The 17,191-nt window shown below is 69.2% G+C and carries 17 protein-coding genes and 1 riboswitch; of the genes, 12 read left to right on the forward strand and 5 right to left on the reverse strand.

The annotated features are described in order from the left end of the window. The 4 genes from CLU95_RS28775 to CLU95_RS28790 all read left to right on the forward strand — a co-directional run bounded on the left by CLU95_RS28775 (position 1) and on the right by CLU95_RS28790 (position 4,904). Complete coding sequence (locus CLU95_RS28775) at positions 1-1,467, forward strand: malonyl-CoA decarboxylase (RefSeq protein WP_099796746.1); 1,467 nt, start codon at positions 1-3, stop codon at positions 1,465-1,467. Positions 1,468-1,560: 93 nt separating this feature from the next. Beyond that, entirely contained in the window at positions 1,561-2,550 is a 990-nt protein-coding gene (locus CLU95_RS28780; protein ID WP_099796747.1) for a Bug family tripartite tricarboxylate transporter substrate binding protein, read from the forward strand. After that, positions 2,547-3,332 (forward strand): enoyl-CoA hydratase/isomerase family protein, encoded by a 786-nt coding sequence (locus CLU95_RS28785; RefSeq protein ID WP_099796748.1) that lies wholly within the window; start codon positions 2,547-2,549, stop codon positions 3,330-3,332. Before CLU95_RS28780 ends, CLU95_RS28785 begins: the two co-directional genes overlap by 4 nt. A gap of 27 nt (positions 3,333-3,359) precedes the next feature. Then, the gene (locus CLU95_RS28790; protein WP_099797517.1) at positions 3,360-4,904 is read left to right on the forward strand and encodes a malonate--CoA ligase; all 1,545 of its coding nucleotides are present in this window, start codon (positions 3,360-3,362) and stop codon (positions 4,902-4,904) included. On the opposite strand, the gene CLU95_RS28795 is transcribed toward CLU95_RS28790, so the two are convergent. Next, positions 4,901-5,911 (reverse strand): carbon-nitrogen hydrolase family protein, encoded by a 1,011-nt coding sequence (locus CLU95_RS28795; protein WP_099796749.1) that lies wholly within the window; start codon positions 5,909-5,911, stop codon positions 4,901-4,903. The two genes, CLU95_RS28790 and CLU95_RS28795, sit on opposite strands and share 4 nt — an antisense overlap. Positions 5,912-6,089: 178 nt before the next feature. Between CLU95_RS28795 and CLU95_RS28800 the strand changes: the two genes are divergently transcribed. After that, a complete protein-coding gene (locus tag CLU95_RS28800) occupies positions 6,090-7,055 on the forward strand; it encodes a helix-turn-helix domain-containing protein (protein WP_099796750.1) in 966 nt (321 codons plus the stop codon). 45 nt (positions 7,056-7,100) lie between these two features. Here the strand turns inward: CLU95_RS28800 and CLU95_RS28805 are convergent, their stop codons facing one another. The 4 genes from CLU95_RS28805 to CLU95_RS28820 form a co-directional block, all read right to left on the reverse strand. Beyond that, entirely contained in the window at positions 7,101-7,526 is a 426-nt protein-coding gene (locus CLU95_RS28805) for a universal stress protein (protein WP_099796751.1), read from the reverse strand. 73 nt (positions 7,527-7,599) lie between these two features. After that, positions 7,600-8,427, reverse strand: a complete 828-nt coding sequence (locus CLU95_RS28810) for a sulfite exporter TauE/SafE family protein (protein ID WP_099796752.1) — start codon at positions 8,425-8,427, stop codon at positions 7,600-7,602. Positions 8,428-8,716: 289 nt separating this feature from the next. Continuing rightward, positions 8,717-9,064 carry a cell division protein ZapA gene (locus CLU95_RS28815; protein WP_099796753.1) on the reverse strand — a complete coding sequence of 116 codons (348 nt, stop codon included), beginning with the start codon at positions 9,062-9,064 and terminating at the stop codon, positions 8,717-8,719. Further along, a complete protein-coding gene (locus tag CLU95_RS28820; RefSeq protein ID WP_056581479.1) occupies positions 9,061-9,288 on the reverse strand; it encodes a hypothetical protein in 228 nt (75 codons plus the stop codon). Before CLU95_RS28820 ends, CLU95_RS28815 begins: the two co-directional genes overlap by 4 nt. A 131-nt stretch (positions 9,289-9,419) precedes the next feature. Then, positions 9,420-9,660, forward strand: a riboswitch (cobalamin riboswitch). Between the two features lie 72 nt (positions 9,661-9,732). Between CLU95_RS28820 and CLU95_RS28825 the strand changes: the two genes are divergently transcribed. The 7 genes from CLU95_RS28825 to cobO all read left to right on the forward strand — a co-directional run bounded on the left by CLU95_RS28825 (position 9,733) and on the right by cobO (position 17,187). Beyond that, complete coding sequence (locus CLU95_RS28825; RefSeq protein ID WP_099796754.1) at positions 9,733-11,685, forward strand: TonB-dependent receptor domain-containing protein; 1,953 nt, start codon at positions 9,733-9,735, stop codon at positions 11,683-11,685. Then, positions 11,670-13,067: a cobyrinate a,c-diamide synthase gene (locus CLU95_RS28830; protein WP_099796755.1), complete on the forward strand. Its 1,398-nt coding sequence runs from the start codon at positions 11,670-11,672 to the stop codon at positions 13,065-13,067. Before CLU95_RS28825 ends, CLU95_RS28830 begins: the two co-directional genes overlap by 16 nt. Beyond that, positions 13,054-13,635 (forward strand): bifunctional adenosylcobinamide kinase/adenosylcobinamide-phosphate guanylyltransferase, encoded by a 582-nt coding sequence (locus tag CLU95_RS28835; RefSeq protein ID WP_099796756.1) that lies wholly within the window; start codon positions 13,054-13,056, stop codon positions 13,633-13,635. Before CLU95_RS28830 ends, CLU95_RS28835 begins: the two co-directional genes overlap by 14 nt. A gap of 11 nt (positions 13,636-13,646) precedes the next feature. Next, entirely contained in the window at positions 13,647-14,513 is an 867-nt protein-coding gene (locus tag CLU95_RS28840) for an ABC transporter substrate-binding protein (RefSeq protein ID WP_099796757.1), read from the forward strand. A 5-nt stretch (positions 14,514-14,518) separates the two neighbouring features. Further along, entirely contained in the window at positions 14,519-15,529 is a 1,011-nt protein-coding gene (locus CLU95_RS28845) for a FecCD family ABC transporter permease (RefSeq protein ID WP_099797518.1), read from the forward strand. Further along, positions 15,526-16,308: an ABC transporter ATP-binding protein gene (locus CLU95_RS28850; protein WP_099796758.1), complete on the forward strand. Its 783-nt coding sequence runs from the start codon at positions 15,526-15,528 to the stop codon at positions 16,306-16,308. The genes CLU95_RS28845 and CLU95_RS28850 overlap by 4 nt, the downstream gene beginning before the upstream one ends. A gap of 309 nt (positions 16,309-16,617) precedes the next feature. Next, the gene (gene cobO / locus CLU95_RS28855) at positions 16,618-17,187 is read left to right on the forward strand and encodes a cob(I)yrinic acid a,c-diamide adenosyltransferase (RefSeq protein ID WP_099796759.1); all 570 of its coding nucleotides are present in this window, start codon (positions 16,618-16,620) and stop codon (positions 17,185-17,187) included. Positions 17,188-17,191: the final 4 nt, after the last annotated feature.

Genomic DNA, 17,191 nt, shown 5'->3' on the forward strand with positions numbered 1-17,191 from the left:
ATGAGTGCGACCGAGTGGTTCCAGGCGCGCCTGCGCATGGGCGAATCGTCCAAGGTCCCCGTGGCGAGCAACGGCGCCACGAAGGGCTCGGCCCGCCACACGCCCAAGCCCAGCGCCCGCACCACCGCCGAGCGGCTGCTGGCCACGCTGCGCAAGGCCGACGAGGCGCTGTCGCCGCGCACACTGCGCCGCGTGCTGGCCGAGTTGCAGGCCGTGATCGATCCGCGCGTGAGCGAGGTCGAGGGCGGCCGCCGCGCCCATGCCATCGCGCAGGCCTACGCCGGCGCTTCGCCTGAAGAGCGCCGCGACTACTGGGCGCTCATGAGCGAGCATTTCGCCGCCGACGCGGGCAAGCTCAACAGCGCGCGCGACCAGCACCAGACCGCCGTCGGCACGCCCGACGAAGGGCAGGCCGAGCTGCGCCTGCGCCGCGCGCTGGTGTCGCCGCGCATGCGGCTGCTGCAGCGCTTCGCGGTCGAGCCTGGTGGCATGCGCTTTCTGGTCGACCTGCGCGCCGACCTGCTGCCGTGCCTGAAGTCCGACAAGCGCCTGCTCGCGCTCGAGGCCGAGCTGGAGCACCTGTTTTCCACCTGGTTCGACGTGGCGTTCCTTGAGCTGCGCCGCATCGACTGGAACTCGCCGGCGTCGCTGATCGAGAAGCTCATCCGCTACGAGGCGGTGCATGACATCAAGAGCTGGTCCGATGTGAAGAACCGGCTCGACGACAGCGACCGCCGCTGCTACGGCTTCTTCCATCCGCGCCTGCCGAACGAACCGCTCATCTTTGTCGAGGTGGCGCTGGTCGACCGCATCAGCGAAGGCATCATGCCGCTGCTCGACGAGGCCGCCGTGCCGGTGCAGCCGGCCAAGGCGACCACCGCGATCTTCTATTCGATCAGCAACACGCAGACCGGCCTGCGCGGCGTGAGCTTTGGCGACTCGCTCATCAAGCGCGTGGTCGAGACCCTGCAGGACGAGCTGCCGCGCCTGAAGACCTTCGCCACGCTGTCGCCCATTCCGGGCCTGCGCGCGTGGCTCGCCAAGAACGCCGCCGAGCTGCTGCCGCGCCTGGACGAGAAGCGCGAAGCCGAACTCGGCCGCCTCGTCGGCTCGGTGCCGCCGACGGCCGAGCGCTTGCTGGCCGCGGTCGATGCGGCCGCAGAGCTCGACGCGAAATCGCCGCTGCGCCAGTGGCTGCTGCAGGCCGCTGCCGAGTACCTGGGCCGCACGCTGGTCGACGGCACGCCGGCCGACCCGGTGGCGCGCTTCCACCTTGGCAATGGCGCGCGCGTCGAACGGCTCAACTGGGCCGGCGACCCGTCGGCCAAGGGGCTCAAGCAGTCGTATGGCCTCATGGTCAACTACCTGTACGACCTCAAGCGCCTGGACCGCCATCGCACCTGGCTGGCCGAAGGCAAGATCGCGGTTTCGGGAGACATCGAAGGCCTGTTCCTCAAAAAAGGCTGAGTCCGTTCGCTTCGCCGCGGCAGCGCTGCGGCCCGCACCTTGACCGCCGGAGGGCGGCAACTTCCACAACGACGACGACAGGAGACGAGACAGATGACGCAACAGAGTTTTCAACGACGCGATGTGCTGCGCGTCGCCGCCGCTGCCGGGGCCGTGGCCCTTTGCGGTGGTGCGCGCGCCCAAGGCTGGCCGACCAAGCCGGTGACCATGGTGGTGCCGTTCCCGGCCGGCGGAGGCACCGACGCCTTTGCGCGCCCGCTGTCGGCCCAGTTCTCACGCGCTGCAGGCCAGACGCTGGTCATCGACAACCGCGGCGGCGCCGGCGGCACCGTGGGCGCGAGCATTGCAGCCAAGCTGCCGGCCGACGGCTACTCGCTCTTCATGGGCGCCGTGCACCACGCCATCGCACCGTCGATCTACCCCAAGCTCGACTACGACCTCGAGAAAGACTTCGTGCCCCTGATGCTGCTGGCCAACGTGCCGCAGGTGGTGGTGGTCAACCCGAAGCGGGTGCAGGCCGCGACCATCCAGGAATTCATTGCCACCGCCAAGCGCAACCCCGGCAAGCTCAACTACGGTTCGGCCGGCTCGGGCACGTCGCACCACCTGGCGGGCGAGCTGTTCAAGCTGCAGACCGGCACCTTCATCACCCACATTCCGTACCGCGGCGCGGGCCCGGCGCTGTCCGACCTGATCGCGGGCAACGTCGACCTGATGTTCGACGGCCTCGGTTCTTCCGCGCAGCATATCAAGGGCGGGCGCGTCAAGGCGCTGATGGTCGCCGGCGCCAAGCGCAACCCCGCCTTCCCCGACGTGCCCTGCGCCGCCGAGGTCGGCTTGCCCGACTACACCGTCACCACCTGGTATGGCCTGTGGGCGCCCAAGGGCACGCCGGCCGAAGCGCAGACGCAGATCATCGAGACGATGAAGAAGGCGCTCGGCACCGACGAGCTGAAAGCCATCTGGGCCCAGAACGGCTCCGAGATTCCGAACGTCACGAACGCCGCCTACGGTCGCTTCGTCAACGCCGAGATCAAGCGATGGGCGACCGTCGTGAAGGCCTCGGGCGCCAAGCTCGAATGAGCGATCGGCAGGTCTCGCTGCGCCGCGAAGGCGCCGTGGCGGTCGTCACGCTGTCGAACCCGGGGCGTCTCAATGCGATGACGCGCGCCATGTGGCGCGAGTTGCGCGCGGTGTTCGACGGCTTGCGTGCCGACGACGGCGCGTTGCGCTGCGTCGTCGTGCGCGGGGAGGGCGGTGCCTTCTGCGCGGGCGGCGACATCTCCGAGTACCCCTCGTTCCGCTTCGAGGAAGCGAGCCTGCGCGAATTCCACGAAAACGAAGTCTGGGCCGCGCTGCAGGCGATGCTCGACTACCCGCTGCCGCTGGTGGCCCAGATCGAAGGTGCCTGCATGGGCGCCGGCGTCGAGATCGCCAGCTGCTGCGACATCCGCCTGGCCGGCGCGTCGTCGAAGTTCGGCGCGCCGATCGCGAAGCTGGGCTTCCCGATGGCGCCGCGCGAAGCCGCGCTGGTGCATGGCGCCATCGGCGACGTGCTGGCGCGCGACATGCTGCTGGCCGCCGGTGTGCATGGCGCGCAGCGGCTGTACGACGCCGGCTTTCTCTTGCACGTGCTGCCCGACGCCGAAGTGCCCGCCGCCGCGCAGGCGCATGCCGCGCGCATCGCGGCGCTGTCGCCGCAGGCCGCGCGCCTGCACAAGGCCACCTTCACCGCACTGAAGAGCGGCGGTGCGGCGGCGCAGCAGTTGCTGGCCACCGCGTATGACTACGCCGACACCGCCGAGCACCGCGAAGGCATCGATGCCTTCCTGGCCAAGCGCCCTCCGAATTTCCGCTCTTCCTGAGCCTGCCGTTCGATGATGACGAAGATGATGAAGACGAAGTCCTCCCCCAACGCCAACCTGTTCGCCGCCTTGCGCGCGGCCTTTCCCGCCGACCTCGACGCCATCGCGGTCGAGACCGAGAACGGCCTGCATTACTCGTGGCGCGACCTCGACCGCGCCAGCGCGATGATCGCCAACCTGCTCGACGGCCTGAAGCTCGAGAAGGGCGCACGCGTCGCCGTGCAGGTCGAGAAATCGGTCGAAGCCATGCTGCTGTACCTCGCGACCCTGCGCGCGGGCTACGTGTTCCTGCCGCTCAACACGGCCTACCAGAGCGCAGAGATCGAGTACTTCATCGGCAACGCCGAGCCCGCCGTGGTCGTGTGCACCGGCCGCAACGCGGCCTGGGTGCGCCCGATTGCCGAAGCGGCCGGCACGCGCCATGTGTTCACGCTGGACGACGACCGCACCGGCACGCTGCTCGATGCTGCAGCGCGCTGCAGCGACCGCCACACCGTCGCCATCAAGAAGCCCGACGACCTCGCCGCCATCCTGTACACCAGCGGCACCACGGGCCGCAGCAAGGGCGCGATGCTCACGCACCGCAACCTGCTGTCGAACGCCGAAGTGCTCAAGACCTATTGGGGCTGGAAGAAGGGCGACGTGCTCATTCACGCGCTGCCCATCTTCCACGTGCATGGGCTGTTCGTGGCGCTGCACGGCGCGCTGCTCAACGGCAGCAAGATCATCTGGTTCTCGAAGTTCGACCCGAAGCGCATCGTCGCCAAGCTGCCCGAGGCCACCGTGTTCATGGGCGTGCCCACGCTCTACGTGCGTCTGCTGGCCGAGCCGGGCCTCACGCGCGAGGCGGTGCGCACCATGCGCCTGTTCGTCGCGGGCTCGGCGCCGCTGCTCATCGAGACCTTTGACGAATGGCGCGAGCGCACCGGCCACACGATCCTCGAACGCTACGGCATGAGCGAGACCGCGATGCTCACGTCCAACCCGTACGACGCGAAGAAGGGCGAGCGCCGCGGCGGCACCGTCGGCTTCGCGCTGCCCGGCGTGCAGCTGCGCGTGCGCGACGACGAGGGCAAGGACCTGCCGGTCGACGAAATCGGCGGCATCCAGGTGAAGGGCCCCAACGTGTTCGCCGGCTACTGGCGCATGCCCGAGAAGACGAAGGAAGAGTTCACCGCCGACGGTTTCTTCAAGACCGGCGACGTGGGCAAGATCGATGCACGCGGCTACATCACCATCGTGGGGCGCAGCAAGGACCTGATCATCAGCGGCGGCTACAACGTCTACCCGGCCGAGATCGAGGGCTACATCAACGAGATGGCCGGCGTGGCCGAAAGCGCCGTCATCGGCGTGCCGCACCCCGATTTTGGCGAGGTGGGCGTGGCCATCGTGATCCCCAAGGCCGGCGCCGCGATCGACGCTGACGCCATCGTGGCCGAACTCAAGGCCAAGCTCGCGAACTTCAAGATTCCGAAGCGCTGCTTCGTCGTGCCGGAACTGCCGCGCAACACGATGGGGAAGGTGCAGAAGGCGCTGCTGCGGGCGGAGCACAAGGAACTGTTCGCAGGCTAGGCCTGGACAGTCGCAGGCTCGGGCACGCTGCCCTCAGGCTCCGGCGTGAGCTGCACCACCACGGGCGTGCGCCGCGTCTTGTTCAGCAGCAGCTGCGTGACGTCGGGCCGCGCATAGTGGCCGCTCGGGTCGGCCGCCGCCTTGGCGAGCGCGATCATGCCGAGGTCGATGTCGGCGATCACCAGGCCTTCGGCGTCCTCGGCCAGCGGCGTGCCCAGCGGCGAACCGTCCGGACCGTAGATGCGCGCATGCCCGCCGCCGACGCCCAGCATCTGCCGCTTGCCGTCGTCGGTGCACATCAGCTCGCTCATGGCCTTCGACACCGTGGCGCAGGGCGCGATGACGAAGCAGCCGCCCTCGACCGCATACACCTGGCTCGCGGCGTTGTTGACCTCATGGCCCAGCGCGTAGGCCGCGCCGCGGTAGAGCGAAAAGCTCGGCCATGCGCCGCAGTGGATCTGCTCGTTCTGCGAATACATCGCGTACTTGCTCAGCGGCTGCAGATGCTCCCAGCAGCACAGCGAGCCGATGTTGCCCAGCGGCGTCTCGACCACATGCAGGTCGGCGCCGTCGCCTTCGCCGAACACGGTGCGCTCCACGTGCGTGGGCTTGAGCTTGCGGCGCGTCTGCACCGTGCGGCCCTGGTCGTCGATCAGCGCCTGCGCGATGTACAGGCTGCCCGCGGCTTTCTCGCTGTAGCCGAGCGACAGCCAGATCTTGTGCTGGCGCGCCGCGGCCTGCAGGCGCTCGAACTCGGGCGAGCCGATGACCAGCGAGTTGTCGTGGTAGCGCTGCACGAACTGCATGCCCCACGCCGGCGAATCGAGCCAGACCCACCACGGGTAGCCGGGCACCCAGGTCTCGGGAAAGGCGATGAGCTGCACGCCCTGTTGCGCGGCCTGCGCCATCAGCTCGATGGTCTTGTCGATGGTGGCGTCGAGGTCGAGGAACACGGGTGCGGCCTGCACGGCGGCGACGCGGAGCTTGGGGTGGACGGTGGTCGGCATGGGGTGTTCTCCAGGGGCAATGAACGTAACGAAATCCCCGCCGTGCGCACCGGGTTTGCGCGGTGGCATGCGGGTTGCATGAAGCGTAGATTCGCGCCGCCGGAACGCCTTGACCCGGATTGGCGGCGTTCTTGTTCCAGCGTTGCATGTGCCTTGCGAAGGCCTTCCGAGGACCCCGATGACCCATCTGCTCAGCACCGATGCCGTTTCGCGCGACCAGCGGCTCGCGTACTGGACCGACATGATCTGCAACGTCTACGTGCAGCTCGAATGCGATGCGGTGCGCCCCGGTGACGGCGGCGACTTCGAGGGCAGCATCCGCCAGCACGCGCTGCCCGGCCTCGGCATGTCGGTCGTGACCTCGCGGGCGCAGAAGGTGGTGCGCACGCCGCGCCACATCGCCGCGTCGAGCGACGACTGCTTTCTTGTCAGCATCCAGGCGCGCGGGCAAGGCGTGGTGCGCCAGGACGGGCGCGACGCCGTGCTCGGCGCCGGCGACTTCGCGCTGTACGACAGCACGCGGCCTTACGAGCTGCTGTTCGACCAGCCCTTCGAGCAGATCGTGCTCAAGCTGCCCGGCGAGCGGCTGCGCAGCGAGCTGCGCGACACCGAGGCGCTCACGGCCACCACCGTGTCAGGGCGCGAGGGTGCGGGGCACCTGCTGCTGGGCATGATCCGCACGCTGCGCGAGGACTTCGACGCGCTGCAGCCGGCCTCGGCGCTGGCGGTGGCGCATGGCGTGCAGAACATCCTCGTGGCCGGCCTGCAGACGCTGCCCGCGGCGCACGCACCGGCGCTCAGCAACCTCACGGCGTACCACCTGGGGCGCGTGAAGCAGCGCATCGACGAGCAGCTGGCCGACCCGACGCTGTCGGTGGGCACGCTGGCGGCGCAGCTGGGCATGTCGGTGAGCCATATCCACCGCGTGTTCAAGAGCGAGCCGCTGACGCCCTCGCAGTACATCTGGGAGCGCCGGCTTGACGCGTGCAGCCGCGACCTGCTGGAGCCGCGCCTGGCAGGGCGGCCGGTGGGGGAGATCGCGTATGGGAGGGGGTTCAACGACGCGGCGCATTTCAGCCGCGCGTTTCGCGAGCGCTTCGGATGTTCGCCGCGCGAATGGCGGCGGCAGCGCTCGCAACCATGACCGCGGCCACGGCGCATCGGCCGTCGCCGGGGTGACCGGGTCTTCTTACTGGACCAGCAGCACCGAGATGTTGGTCTCTGCCACGACCTTGGTCGCGACCGAACCCATCAGCGCGCGGCCCAGGATGCCGTGGCCGTGCGTGCCGAGCACGATCAGCTCGGCCTTCGATTCGGTGGCCGACTTGAGGATTTCTTCAGACGCGTGGCCGTGGCGTGCGTCGGCTTTGTAGTTGGTCACGCCCTTGTCGGCGAACCAGGCCTTCACCGGGTCGAGCACCTTGGCGTTTTCCTCGGCGTAGTAGTCGGCGACGATCTCCTTGCTGAGGTGTCGCGCCACGTGGCCGGAGATGCCCGTGCAGACATTCACCACCACCAGCTCATGGCCGTCCACGAACATGGCGCGGTTGGCGAGCAGGTAGTTGAGGGCTTTTTGCGTGTAGGCGCTGCCGTCGACGGCGATGAGGATTTTCATGGCTTTCCTTATACGACTGTGAAGAACTGCCGCATAGGATGGCACAGGAAAGCCGGGGAGTGTTTGATATGCCTCAGCCCCGCAGGCCCTTCCAGAGCATGTAGGCGGCCAGCAGGTACAGGATGCTCGCGAACACGCGCTTGAGCTTCTTCACCGGCAGGCTGTGCGCGGCCTTGGCGCCCAGCGGCGCGGTGAACACGCTGCAGGCCGCGATCACCACGAGCGCGGGCAGCCAGATGTAGCCGAAGGCGCCGGCCGGCAGGCCCTGCACCGACTGGCCGCTGAGCACATAGCCCAGCACGTTGGCCACCGCAATCGGAAAGCCCAGCGCCGCGCTGGTTGCCACCGCGTTGTGGATCGCGACGTTGCACCAGGTCATGAACGGCACGCTGATGAAGCCGCCGCCCGCGCCCACCAGGCCCGAGATGAAACCGATGGTGCCGCCCGCCGCGAGCTGGCCGCCGGTGCCCGGCATCTGGCGTGTCGGCTTGGGCTTCTTGTCGAGGAACATCTGCGTGGCCGAGAAGCCCACGAACAGCGCGAAGAAGATGGCCAGCGCCGTGCCCTTGAGCAGCGCGAACACGCCCAGGCTGCCCGCGAGGCTGCCGATGACGATGCCGGGTGCCAGGCGTTGCACGATGTCCCAGCGCACCGCGCCGCGCTTGTGGTGCGCGCGCACGCTGGACACCGACGTGAAGATGATCGTCGCCATCGAGGTCGCGATCGCCATCTTCACCGCGAGGTCGGCCGGCACGCCGCGCTGGCCCATGATGATCGTGATGAACGGCACCATCAGCATGCCGCCGCCGATGCCCAGGAGGCCCGCGAGGAAACCGGTGCCCAGGCCGAGCGCGGCGAGTTCGGCGATCAGGAGCGGGTCGAGCAGGGCGGTGAAGTTCACGGGGTGTTTGGAAAAAGAGCGGCTGAAAAAGCAACGGCCCCGTGCGGTGAAGCAGGGGGCCGTGGCGGGAAAAGGTGTCTGCAGATGGTGTGCCGGACCCGCATCCTGAACCAGGGTTCAGGTGGGCGAGGGCAGCAAGACTTCGGGTTCATCTGACGCGAGATGATCACGCCCGTCTAGCGATGTACCAAGCCCGGCTCCGGAGAGCATTGGAACAAGGAAATATTAAGCCCGACACGTCTGCAGACGAAGTGGATTTTACGCCCCGTCTGCGTCGTGCCGCGTGCCTTCAGAGCAAATGTCCATCGCCCGCCAGGGCTTGATCGAGTCTTTGAATGAGCTGGGCGGCCTGCGGGTCGGTGTCCCCGGAGGTTTCGCCGGTGCTGGCGGTGGCTGCGACGGCAACCGCAGGGGCCGGTGCGGCGGCAGCAGCGGCCTGCTGTGCCGCGAGATCGAAAGCCAGGTTCAGCGAGGCGAGCACGGCGATGCGGTCGCGGGCCTTCACCTTGCCTGCGTCGCGGATCTTGCACATGGCCGCGTCCACGCGGTCGACGGCCTCGCGCAGTTGCGCCTCGCCGCCGTCGGGACAGCCGAGCAAATAGCTCTGGCCCATGATCTGTACTTCAATCTGCTTCATGCGTGATGGGAATCTTCGGAAGGGGGTTCGGCCGGCAGCCGTTCCAGCAGGGCATCGAGGCGGGTGCGGGCCGCGGCGAGCCGCGACTTCAGGCCGTCGCGTTCACGCGTGAGCGCATCGACCTGTTCCTGCAGCAGCGCATTGGTGCGCTGCACCTCTTCGTGACGCACGAGCAGGCGTTCCACACGCTCGGCGATCTGGTCGATGGGGCTGGAGGCGGGCATGGTTGGCGATTGTAGTTTCCCGGGAATTCGGAAGGTCTGGCGCACCGCGCGGGCGCGCGCCGGACGTGGCCGAGATTCTGGGGCCTGCGCCGCCGGTGATCAAACCCGGTGTGGCGTGCGCGCCCCGTGGGCCTAAAATCCTGTCCGTTGGTGCTCGCGGCGTGGTTCGCACGGCGCAGTTCAACGGGAAGCAGGAGTGGACGCCCCCCGGGGCCGAAGCCGCCTGCGCTGCCCCCGCAACGGTCAAGCAGACGACGCCGCAAGGCGTCACCCCTTTCCATCCAGCCACTGGGCGCTCTGAAACAGGCGCCTGGGAAGGCGGCAAAGGGTCGATCTGCCAGCCCGGATACCGGCCAACAAGGCGGCTGCCGCATCGGCAGCCATGACGCCCATGGCGCCGGCGGGGAAGCCGGCCAGGGCATAGAAGTTCGTTCGGTTCACCCCATGATTTCCTGTGTTTCCCTCTCCAGCGGCCGCGCCAGCGCGCGCCGCAACCGTCCCGCGTGCCTGCCGCTGACACTTGCCCTGGCCTCGGCCTTCGGCGGCCTGGCCCTGGTGCCGCTGGCTGCGCAGGCGCAAGCCGCCGCAGCAGCATCTGCCACGCTCGACGAGACCGTCGTCACCGCCAACCGCACGCCGCAGGCGCTGTCGGACCTGGTGGGCGATGTCTCCATCGTCGACCGCAAGACCATCGAGCGCAGCGGCGCGACCGGCGTGGCCGACGTGCTGGCGCGCCTGCCCGGCATGGAGCTCTCGCGCAGCGGCGGCGTGGGCAACGCCACCAGCCTGTTCATCCGCGGCGCCGAATCGCGCTTCACCGCGGTCTACCTCGACGGCGTGCGCATCGACTCGCAATCGACCGGCGGCGCCGGCTGGGAAGGCATTCCGCTGTCGCAGATCGATCGCATCGAAGTGCTGCGCGGCCCGGCCGCCGCGGTGTACGGCTCGGACGCCGTGGGCGGCGTGATCCAGCTCTTCACCAAGCGCGGCGAAGAGGGCGTGTCGCCCTACGCCGGCATCGGCTTCGGCAGCCACGGCCTGCGCCGCATCGAAGGCGGCGTGAGCGGCAAGTCGGGCCTGCTTGATTACTCGTTTGGCGTGGCACATGAAGAAAGCAAGGGCTTCAACATCCAGCCCATCGCCAAGCGCACGCCCTCGAAAGACGGCTTCACCAACCCCGACCGCGACGGCTACCGCAGCACCTCGGGCAACCTGAAGCTGGGTTTCCAGATCACGCCCGACCAGCGCATCGACGCCACCTTGCTCACCAGCAACACCGAAGCGGCCTACGACCCGTCGGTGAGCTTTCGCACCAAGCTGCCGATCACCTTCCGCGACGATGTGTCGACCAACGAGCTGCGCACCGCCGGCCTGACCTGGTCGGCCAAGTGGAACGACATCTACAGCACCCGCCTGCAGGTGACCGATTCGCAGACCGTCTACAAGACCCAGCCTTCGTTCTATCGCACCGAAACCCGCCTGCGCGGCTACCTGTTCCAGAACGAATTCCGCTTTGGCGCGCACCTGGTGACCGCCACGCTCGAGCGCCGCGAAGACGCGCTCGAAAACGCGCCGACCACCTCGGCCAAGCTGTTCTCGCGCGACCGTTCGCAGAACGCCGCCGCACTGGGCTACGGCTACGTGAAGGGCCCGCATTCGCTGCAGCTGCACGTGCGCCACGACGACGACAGCGAGTTCGGCGGCAAGACCACCGGCAGCGCCGCCTACGGCTACGCCATCACGCCGAGCCTGCGCGCCACCGTGTCGGCCGGCACCGCGTTCCGCGCGCCCACGCTGTACCAGCGCTTCAGCGAGTACGGCCTGGCAAGCCTGCAGCCCGAATCGAGCCGCAACGTCGAGCTGGGCCTGCAGTACACGGCCGGCGCCACGCAGGCCGGCATCGTGCTGTACCGCAACCGCGTGCAGAACCTCATCGTGTTCGACGGCAGCGCCAAGGGTTGCCAGTCGTCGTTCGGCTGCTACGCCAGCACGGCCCGCGCGCGCTACCAGGGCGTGACGCTCACGGGCGGCCACCGCATCGGCGACGTCACCTTGCGCGCCTCGCTCGACTACCAGGACCCGCGCGACCTCGCCACCGACAACCTGCTGGCACGCCGCGCCCGGGCCCACGGCACGCTGGGTGCCGACTGGCGCGTCGCCGGCTGGACGCTGGGCGCCGAGATCCAGAGCTCGGGCAAGCGTTTCGACGACGCCGCCAACACCGTCAAGCTCGGCGGCTACACGCTGCTGAACCTGTCGGCCAGCACGCAGATCACGCGTGACCTGAACCTCGTGGCGCGCGTGGACAATGTGGGCGACAAGGACTACCAGTTCGCACGGCTCTACGCCAACGGGGGCCGCACCGCGTACGTCGGACTCAAGTGGACTCCGCAGTAAACAACCGCCGTTTCCCGCCTGGCGCCGCTGCCACCTGCGCCGCGGTGCTCGTGGCCGCCCCGGCTTCGGGGCAGGGCAAGACGACCGTCGCAGCCGCGCTCGCGCGGCTGCACGTGCGCCAGGGCCGCCGCGTGCGGGCCTTCAAGTGCGGGCCCGACTTCCTCGATCCGCACTGGCTCGCGCTGGCGACCGGCGCGCCGGTGCATTCGCTCGACCTGTGGATGACCGGCGAGGCCGACTGCCGCGCGCGCCTGCATGCCGCCGCGTGCGAGGCCGACCTGGTCATCGTCGAAGGCGTGATGGGCCTGTTCGACGGCACGCCCAGCGCGGCCGAACTGGCCGCGCGCCTGGGCCTGCCCGTGCTGGCCGTGATCGACGCGCAGGCCATGACCGGCACCTTCGGCGCACTGGCCTACGGCCTGCAGAACTTCCAGCCGGGCCTGCCCTGGGCCGGCGTGCTCGCGAATCGCGTGGCCAGCGAGCGCCATGCCGACATGCTGAAGGACGCGTTGCGCGAGCCCGCCGATTGGCTCGGCGCCTTGCCGCGCAGCGCCGACTTCGCATTGCCCGAACGCCACCTCGGGCTGGTCGGCGCGGCCGAACTCGGCGACGCGATGGAGCGGCTCGACGCTGCGGCCGACGTGCTCGCCACCACGCCGCTCGGACAGCGCACGCCAGAGCAGTTGCCGCAGTTGCGCTTCGAGCCGGAGGCCGCAGTGCCCATCGCGCCGCTGCTGGCCGGACGCACCATCGCCATCGCGCGCGACGCGGCGTTCTCGTTCATCTACCCGGCCAACCTCGACGTGCTCGAAGCCCTCGGTGCGCGGCTCGCGTTCTTCTCGCCGCTGGCGGATGAGCCGCTGCCGCCTTGCGACGCGGCCTGGTTCCCCGGCGGCTATCCCGAGCTGCACGCCGAAGTGCTGTCGGCCAGCGACCGGTTGCGGCTTTCGCTCGCGAACCATGTGACGTCCGGCAAGCCCATCTGGGCCGAGTGCGGCGGCATGATGGCGCTGTTCGACGAACTCGCCACGCGCGACGACGCCGAGCCGCACGACGTGCACCGCCTCTGGGGCGTGCTGCCGGGACGGGCGGTCATGCAGAAGCGGCTGGCCGGCCTCGGCCCGCAGCAGCTCGACCTCGGCGTGCATGCCTTGCGCGGCCACACCTTCCACTACTCGCGCTGCGAGACGCCGCTCGCGCCCGCCGCGCGCACCGTCGGCACGCGCGGCGGCGAGGCGCTGTACGTGCACGGCCCCGTGCGCGCGAGCTACTTCCATGCGTGGTTCGCGTCCAGCCCGGAGGCGACCGCGCGGCTCTTCGGCGCCATGCCCCTCGAACTCGACAGCCGCGCCGTACAGGCGTCTTCCGATGCCCCTCATTGAGCACGAATTCATCCTCGGCGGCCAGAAAAGCGGCAAGTCGCGCCGCGCCGAACAGCGCGCCGCCGACTGGCTCGCCGCCGCGCCCACATCGCGCCGCGCGGTGCTGATCGCCACCGCACAGGCCCACGACGACGAGATGCGCGATCGCATCGCGCGCCACCAGAGCGACCGCGCCGAGCGCGTGCCGGGCCTGCAGACCCTCGAGGAGCCGATCGAGCTGGCGCGTGCCATCGTCACGCAGAGCGCGCCCGACACGCTCGTGGTGGTCGACTGCCTCACGCTGTGGCTCACCAACCTGCTGATGCCGCTGCGCACCGAAGGTGCCGCCGTGGTCACGCGCACGCCCTCGGCGCACGCCACGCTGCTGCTGATCGCGCTGCGCGAGGCGCGCGGACCGGTGGTGCTGGTCGGCAACGAGATCGGCCTCGGCGTGATCCCGCTGGGCCGCGAGACCCGCGCCTTCGTCGATGTGCTCGGCCGGCTGAACCAGGACGTGGCGGCCGCGTGCCACCGCGCGACGCTGATGGTCGCCGGCCTGCCGCTGACGCTGAAGGCGCCCGTCGCATGAGGTTCGAACCCATGAAGACGTGGCTGCGTGCGTCGCTGTTTGGCCTTGCGTTGGTGGTGTGCGCACAGGCTGCGCAGGCCATCGATGTGGTCGACGAGCGCGGCGTCACCGTGCACCTGGCGCAACCGCCGCAGCGCATCGTCTCGCTGCTGCCATCGCTCACTGAAGGCGTCTGCGCGCTCGGTGCCTGCGACCGGTTGATCGGCGTCGACCGTTACTCCAACTCGCCCGCGCAGGTGCGTGCGCTGCCGCAGCTTGGCGGCGGGATCGATCCGAATGTCGAAGCCGTCGTCGCGCTCAAGCCCGACGTGGTGCTGCTCGCCAAGTCGTCGCGCGTGACGCAGCGACTCGAGGCGCTGGGCCTGAAGGTGATCGTGCTCGAACCCAAAAGCCATGCCGACGTGCGTCGCGTACTCAGCGCACTCGACCAGGTGCTCGGCACGCACGAGGCGCCGGCCGTCTGGCGCGCGATCGATGCGGCCGTGTCCGCCGCAGCGCAGTCGCTGCCCGCCAGTGCCAAGGGCCTGCGCGTGTACTTCGAAGTCAACACCGGCCCCTACGCGGCGGGCGATTCGTCCTTCATCGGCGAGACGCTCGCGCGGCTCGGCGTGAAGAACATCGTGCCGGCGTCGCTCGGCCCCTTTCCCAAGCTCAACCCCGAGTTTGTCGTGCGTGCGAACCCCGACCTCATCATGGTCAGCGTGCGCAGCGCGATGGGGCTGGAACAGCGCCCCGGTTGGGGCGGCATCCGCGCGGTGCGCGAAGGGCGCGTGTGCCGCTTCGACGCCGAACAGACCGACGTGGTCGTGCGCCCCGGTCCGCGCATGGACGAGGCCGCGCGCCTGATGGCGCAGTGCCTGTCGGACAAGGGCCGGTGAGCGGCATGCATTCCGCCCATCTGCGTCGCGTGCTGCTGCTCGGTGCCGGCTTGCTGCTGCTGGGCGCGGCGTTGCTGCTCTTCGGCCTCGGCATCGGCAGCACCGGTTTCCAGAGCCTGCTGTCCGCGCGGCACGATCCGGTGGCGCTGCAGATCGTCTGGGACATCCGCCTGCCGCGCACCCTCGGCGCATGGCTCGCGGGCGCGCTGCTCGGGCTCGCTGGCGCGGTGGCGCAGGGCTTGTTCCGCAATCCGCTGGCCGACCCGTACCTGCTGGGCAGTGCTTCGGGTGCGTCACTCGGCGTGGCGTTGGCGCTGATGCTGTTCGGCGGCTCCGTCACCAGCACGCAATGGGTGATGCGCATCGGGCTCACCGGCGCGGCTTTCGTCGGCGCCGTGGCCGCGGTGCTGCTCACGCTCACGCTGGCGCGTGGCGTGCAGCAGACCTTGCGGTTGCTGCTCGCCGGCGTGATCGTCGGCGTGGTGCTGGGCGCCGCCAAAGACCTCATCACCATCGCCTCGGCCGACATCCTGCAGGCGCTGCAGGGCTTCGTGCTCGGCAGCACCGGACTGGTCGGCTGGACCGCCTGCGCCGTGATGGCGGCGGTCGGTGCGGTCTGCCTGCTGCTGGCCTGGGCGCTCGCGCCGGTGCTCGACGGGCTCGCGCTCGGCGAGGCCACGGCGCGCAGCCTCGGGTTGCCACTCGGCGGCATGCGCGCCGCGCTGGTGGCGGTGCTGGCGCTGGCGACCGGCGCCGCCGTCGCGCAGACCGGCCTGATCGCTTTCGTCGGCCTGGCCGCACCGCACCTGGTGCGCTCGGTGGTCAAGACCACGCATGCGCGCCTGATCGTGCTGTCGGCGTTGATGGGCGGGTTGCTGCTGATGGCGGCTGACCTGCTGGCGCGCTGGCTGATTGCGCCGCAGGAACTGCCGGTGGGCGTGCTCACGGCCGTGCTCGGCGGCAGCTACCTGCTGTGGCTGATGCACCGGCGCGGCGCGAAGGGAGGCGGACTGTGAGCCGCACCCCATCCGCCGCGCTCGAAGCGCACGGCCTCAGCGCCACGCTCGGGTCGGTCGAGGTGCTGCACAGCATCGACCTGTCGCTCGCCGCCGGCCGCTGGACCAGCATCGTCGGACCGAACGGGGCCGGCAAGTCGACGTTGTTGAAGGCGTTGGCTGGCTTGCTCGCACACCGCGGCGAGGTGCGGCTCTTCGGCGACGCACAGGCTGCCGTGCCGGCCCGCGTGCGCGCACGACGCCTGTCGTGGCTCGGCCAGAGCGGCACGGGCGAGGGCAGTGCCGACGACCTGATGGTCTACGACGTCGCCATGCTCGGTCGCCTGCCGCATCAGCGATGGCTCGCGGCACCTAGCGAAGCCGACCGCGACGCCGTCGAACGCGCACTGCGCAGCACCCAGGCCTGGGATTGGCGCGACCGTCCGTTGGGGCAGCTCTCGGGTGGCGAACGTCAGCGTGTGCTGCTGGCGCGGGCGCTGGCCGTCGAGGCCGAGTTGTTGCTGATGGACGAGCCGCTGGCCAACCTCGATCCGCCGCATCAGGCGGACTGGATGAAGACGGCGCGCGAACTGGTGGCGCAAGGCCGCACCGTGGTCAGCGTGTTGCATGAATTGCCGATGGCGTTGGCTGCAGACGAATTGGTAGTGATGAATCGGGGGAGGGTGGTGCATCACGGTGCGTGTTCCGATCCAGTGACTCACGAGGCGCTCGAGCAAGTCTTCGACCATCGGATTCGCGTTCACCGCGTCGCGGATCAGTGGATCGCGTTGCCGCTATGACACCTCGCGCATCGAGTCATTCAGGGCGCGCTCCCGCCGACGAGGCACCTTGCTCCGCGAATGTCCCCCGGCCTGCGGCCTCCTCCTTGATTTCGCTGCGCAAGGCACCCCATCAGCGTGATCGTTGTTCGCAGCGGTGGTCGATCGGCCGCAAACGCAGAGCGTGCCGTCGTGCGCAGGGCACTGGGTGCTTCCCGCAGCGAAATAAAGGAGGAGCGAAGCGGGGGACATTCGCGGAGGGAAGTACCCGGTGTCCTGTGCACACGCCCTGAACGACCGCGCCAAGAACACAAGCAAACGGAAAACCTCATGCAAATAGAAACCCCTCCCAGCGAAAAGCCCTACGAGAAGCCCGAAGGCGAACGCCGCGGCATCGTCATCGTCAACACCGGCGACGGCAAGGGCAAGAGCACCGCTGCCTTCGGCCTCGCGCTGCGCGCACACGGCCGCGGCAAGGCCGTGAAGATCTACCAGTTCATGAAGGTGCCTTCGGCGCGCTTCGGCGAGCACCGCATGTTCGAGCAGATTGGCATTCCCATCGAAGGCCTCGGCGACGGCTTCAGCTGGAAGAGCCAGGACCTCGAGCGCTCGGGTCAGCTGGCGCGCGACGGCTGGGAAAAGGCCAAGGCCGCGATCCTGTCGGGCGACTTTTTCCTCGTGGTGCTCGACGAGATCACCTATCCGCTGATCTACGGCTGGCTGCCGCTCGAAGGCGTGCTCGAGACCCTGCGCGCACGCCCGAAGCACGTGCACGTTGTGCTCACCGGCCGCCGCTGCCCGCCCGAGCTCATCGAGCTGGCCGACACCGTCACCGAGATGCAGATGGTCAAGCATGCGTTCAAGGCCGGTATTCCGGCGCAGCGCGGCATCGAGGACTGAACCC

Source organism: Variovorax sp. 54 (genome assembly GCF_002754375.1).
Classification (GTDB): domain Bacteria; phylum Pseudomonadota; class Gammaproteobacteria; order Burkholderiales; family Burkholderiaceae_C; genus Variovorax.

Excerpts from the sequence above, each read along its gene's own strand:
- CLU95_RS28775 (WP_099796746.1), top strand. The coding sequence starts at position 1 with ATGAGTGCGACCGAGTGGTTCCAGGCGCGCCTGCGCATGGGCGAATCG.
- CLU95_RS28780 (WP_099796747.1), top strand. The coding sequence starts at position 1,561 with ATGACGCAACAGAGTTTTCAACGACGCGATGTGCTGCGCGTCGCCGCC.
- CLU95_RS28785 (WP_099796748.1), top strand. The coding sequence starts at position 2,547 with ATGAGCGATCGGCAGGTCTCGCTGCGCCGCGAAGGCGCCGTGGCGGTC.
- CLU95_RS28790 (WP_099797517.1), top strand. The coding sequence starts at position 3,360 with ATGAAGACGAAGTCCTCCCCCAACGCCAACCTGTTCGCCGCCTTGCGC.
- CLU95_RS28795 (WP_099796749.1), bottom strand. The coding sequence starts at position 5,911 with ATGCCGACCACCGTCCACCCCAAGCTCCGCGTCGCCGCCGTGCAGGCC.
- CLU95_RS28800 (WP_099796750.1), top strand. The coding sequence starts at position 6,090 with ATGACCCATCTGCTCAGCACCGATGCCGTTTCGCGCGACCAGCGGCTC.
- CLU95_RS28805 (WP_099796751.1), bottom strand. The coding sequence starts at position 7,526 with ATGAAAATCCTCATCGCCGTCGACGGCAGCGCCTACACGCAAAAAGCC.
- CLU95_RS28815 (WP_099796753.1), bottom strand. The coding sequence starts at position 9,064 with ATGAAGCAGATTGAAGTACAGATCATGGGCCAGAGCTATTTGCTCGGC.
- CLU95_RS28820 (WP_056581479.1), bottom strand. The coding sequence starts at position 9,288 with ATGCCCGCCTCCAGCCCCATCGACCAGATCGCCGAGCGTGTGGAACGC.
- CLU95_RS28825 (WP_099796754.1), top strand. The coding sequence starts at position 9,733 with ATGATTTCCTGTGTTTCCCTCTCCAGCGGCCGCGCCAGCGCGCGCCGC.
- CLU95_RS28835 (WP_099796756.1), top strand. The coding sequence starts at position 13,054 with ATGCCCCTCATTGAGCACGAATTCATCCTCGGCGGCCAGAAAAGCGGC.
- CLU95_RS28840 (WP_099796757.1), top strand. The coding sequence starts at position 13,647 with ATGAAGACGTGGCTGCGTGCGTCGCTGTTTGGCCTTGCGTTGGTGGTG.
- CLU95_RS28845 (WP_099797518.1), top strand. The coding sequence starts at position 14,519 with ATGCATTCCGCCCATCTGCGTCGCGTGCTGCTGCTCGGTGCCGGCTTG.
- cobO (WP_099796759.1), top strand. The coding sequence starts at position 16,618 with ATGCAAATAGAAACCCCTCCCAGCGAAAAGCCCTACGAGAAGCCCGAA.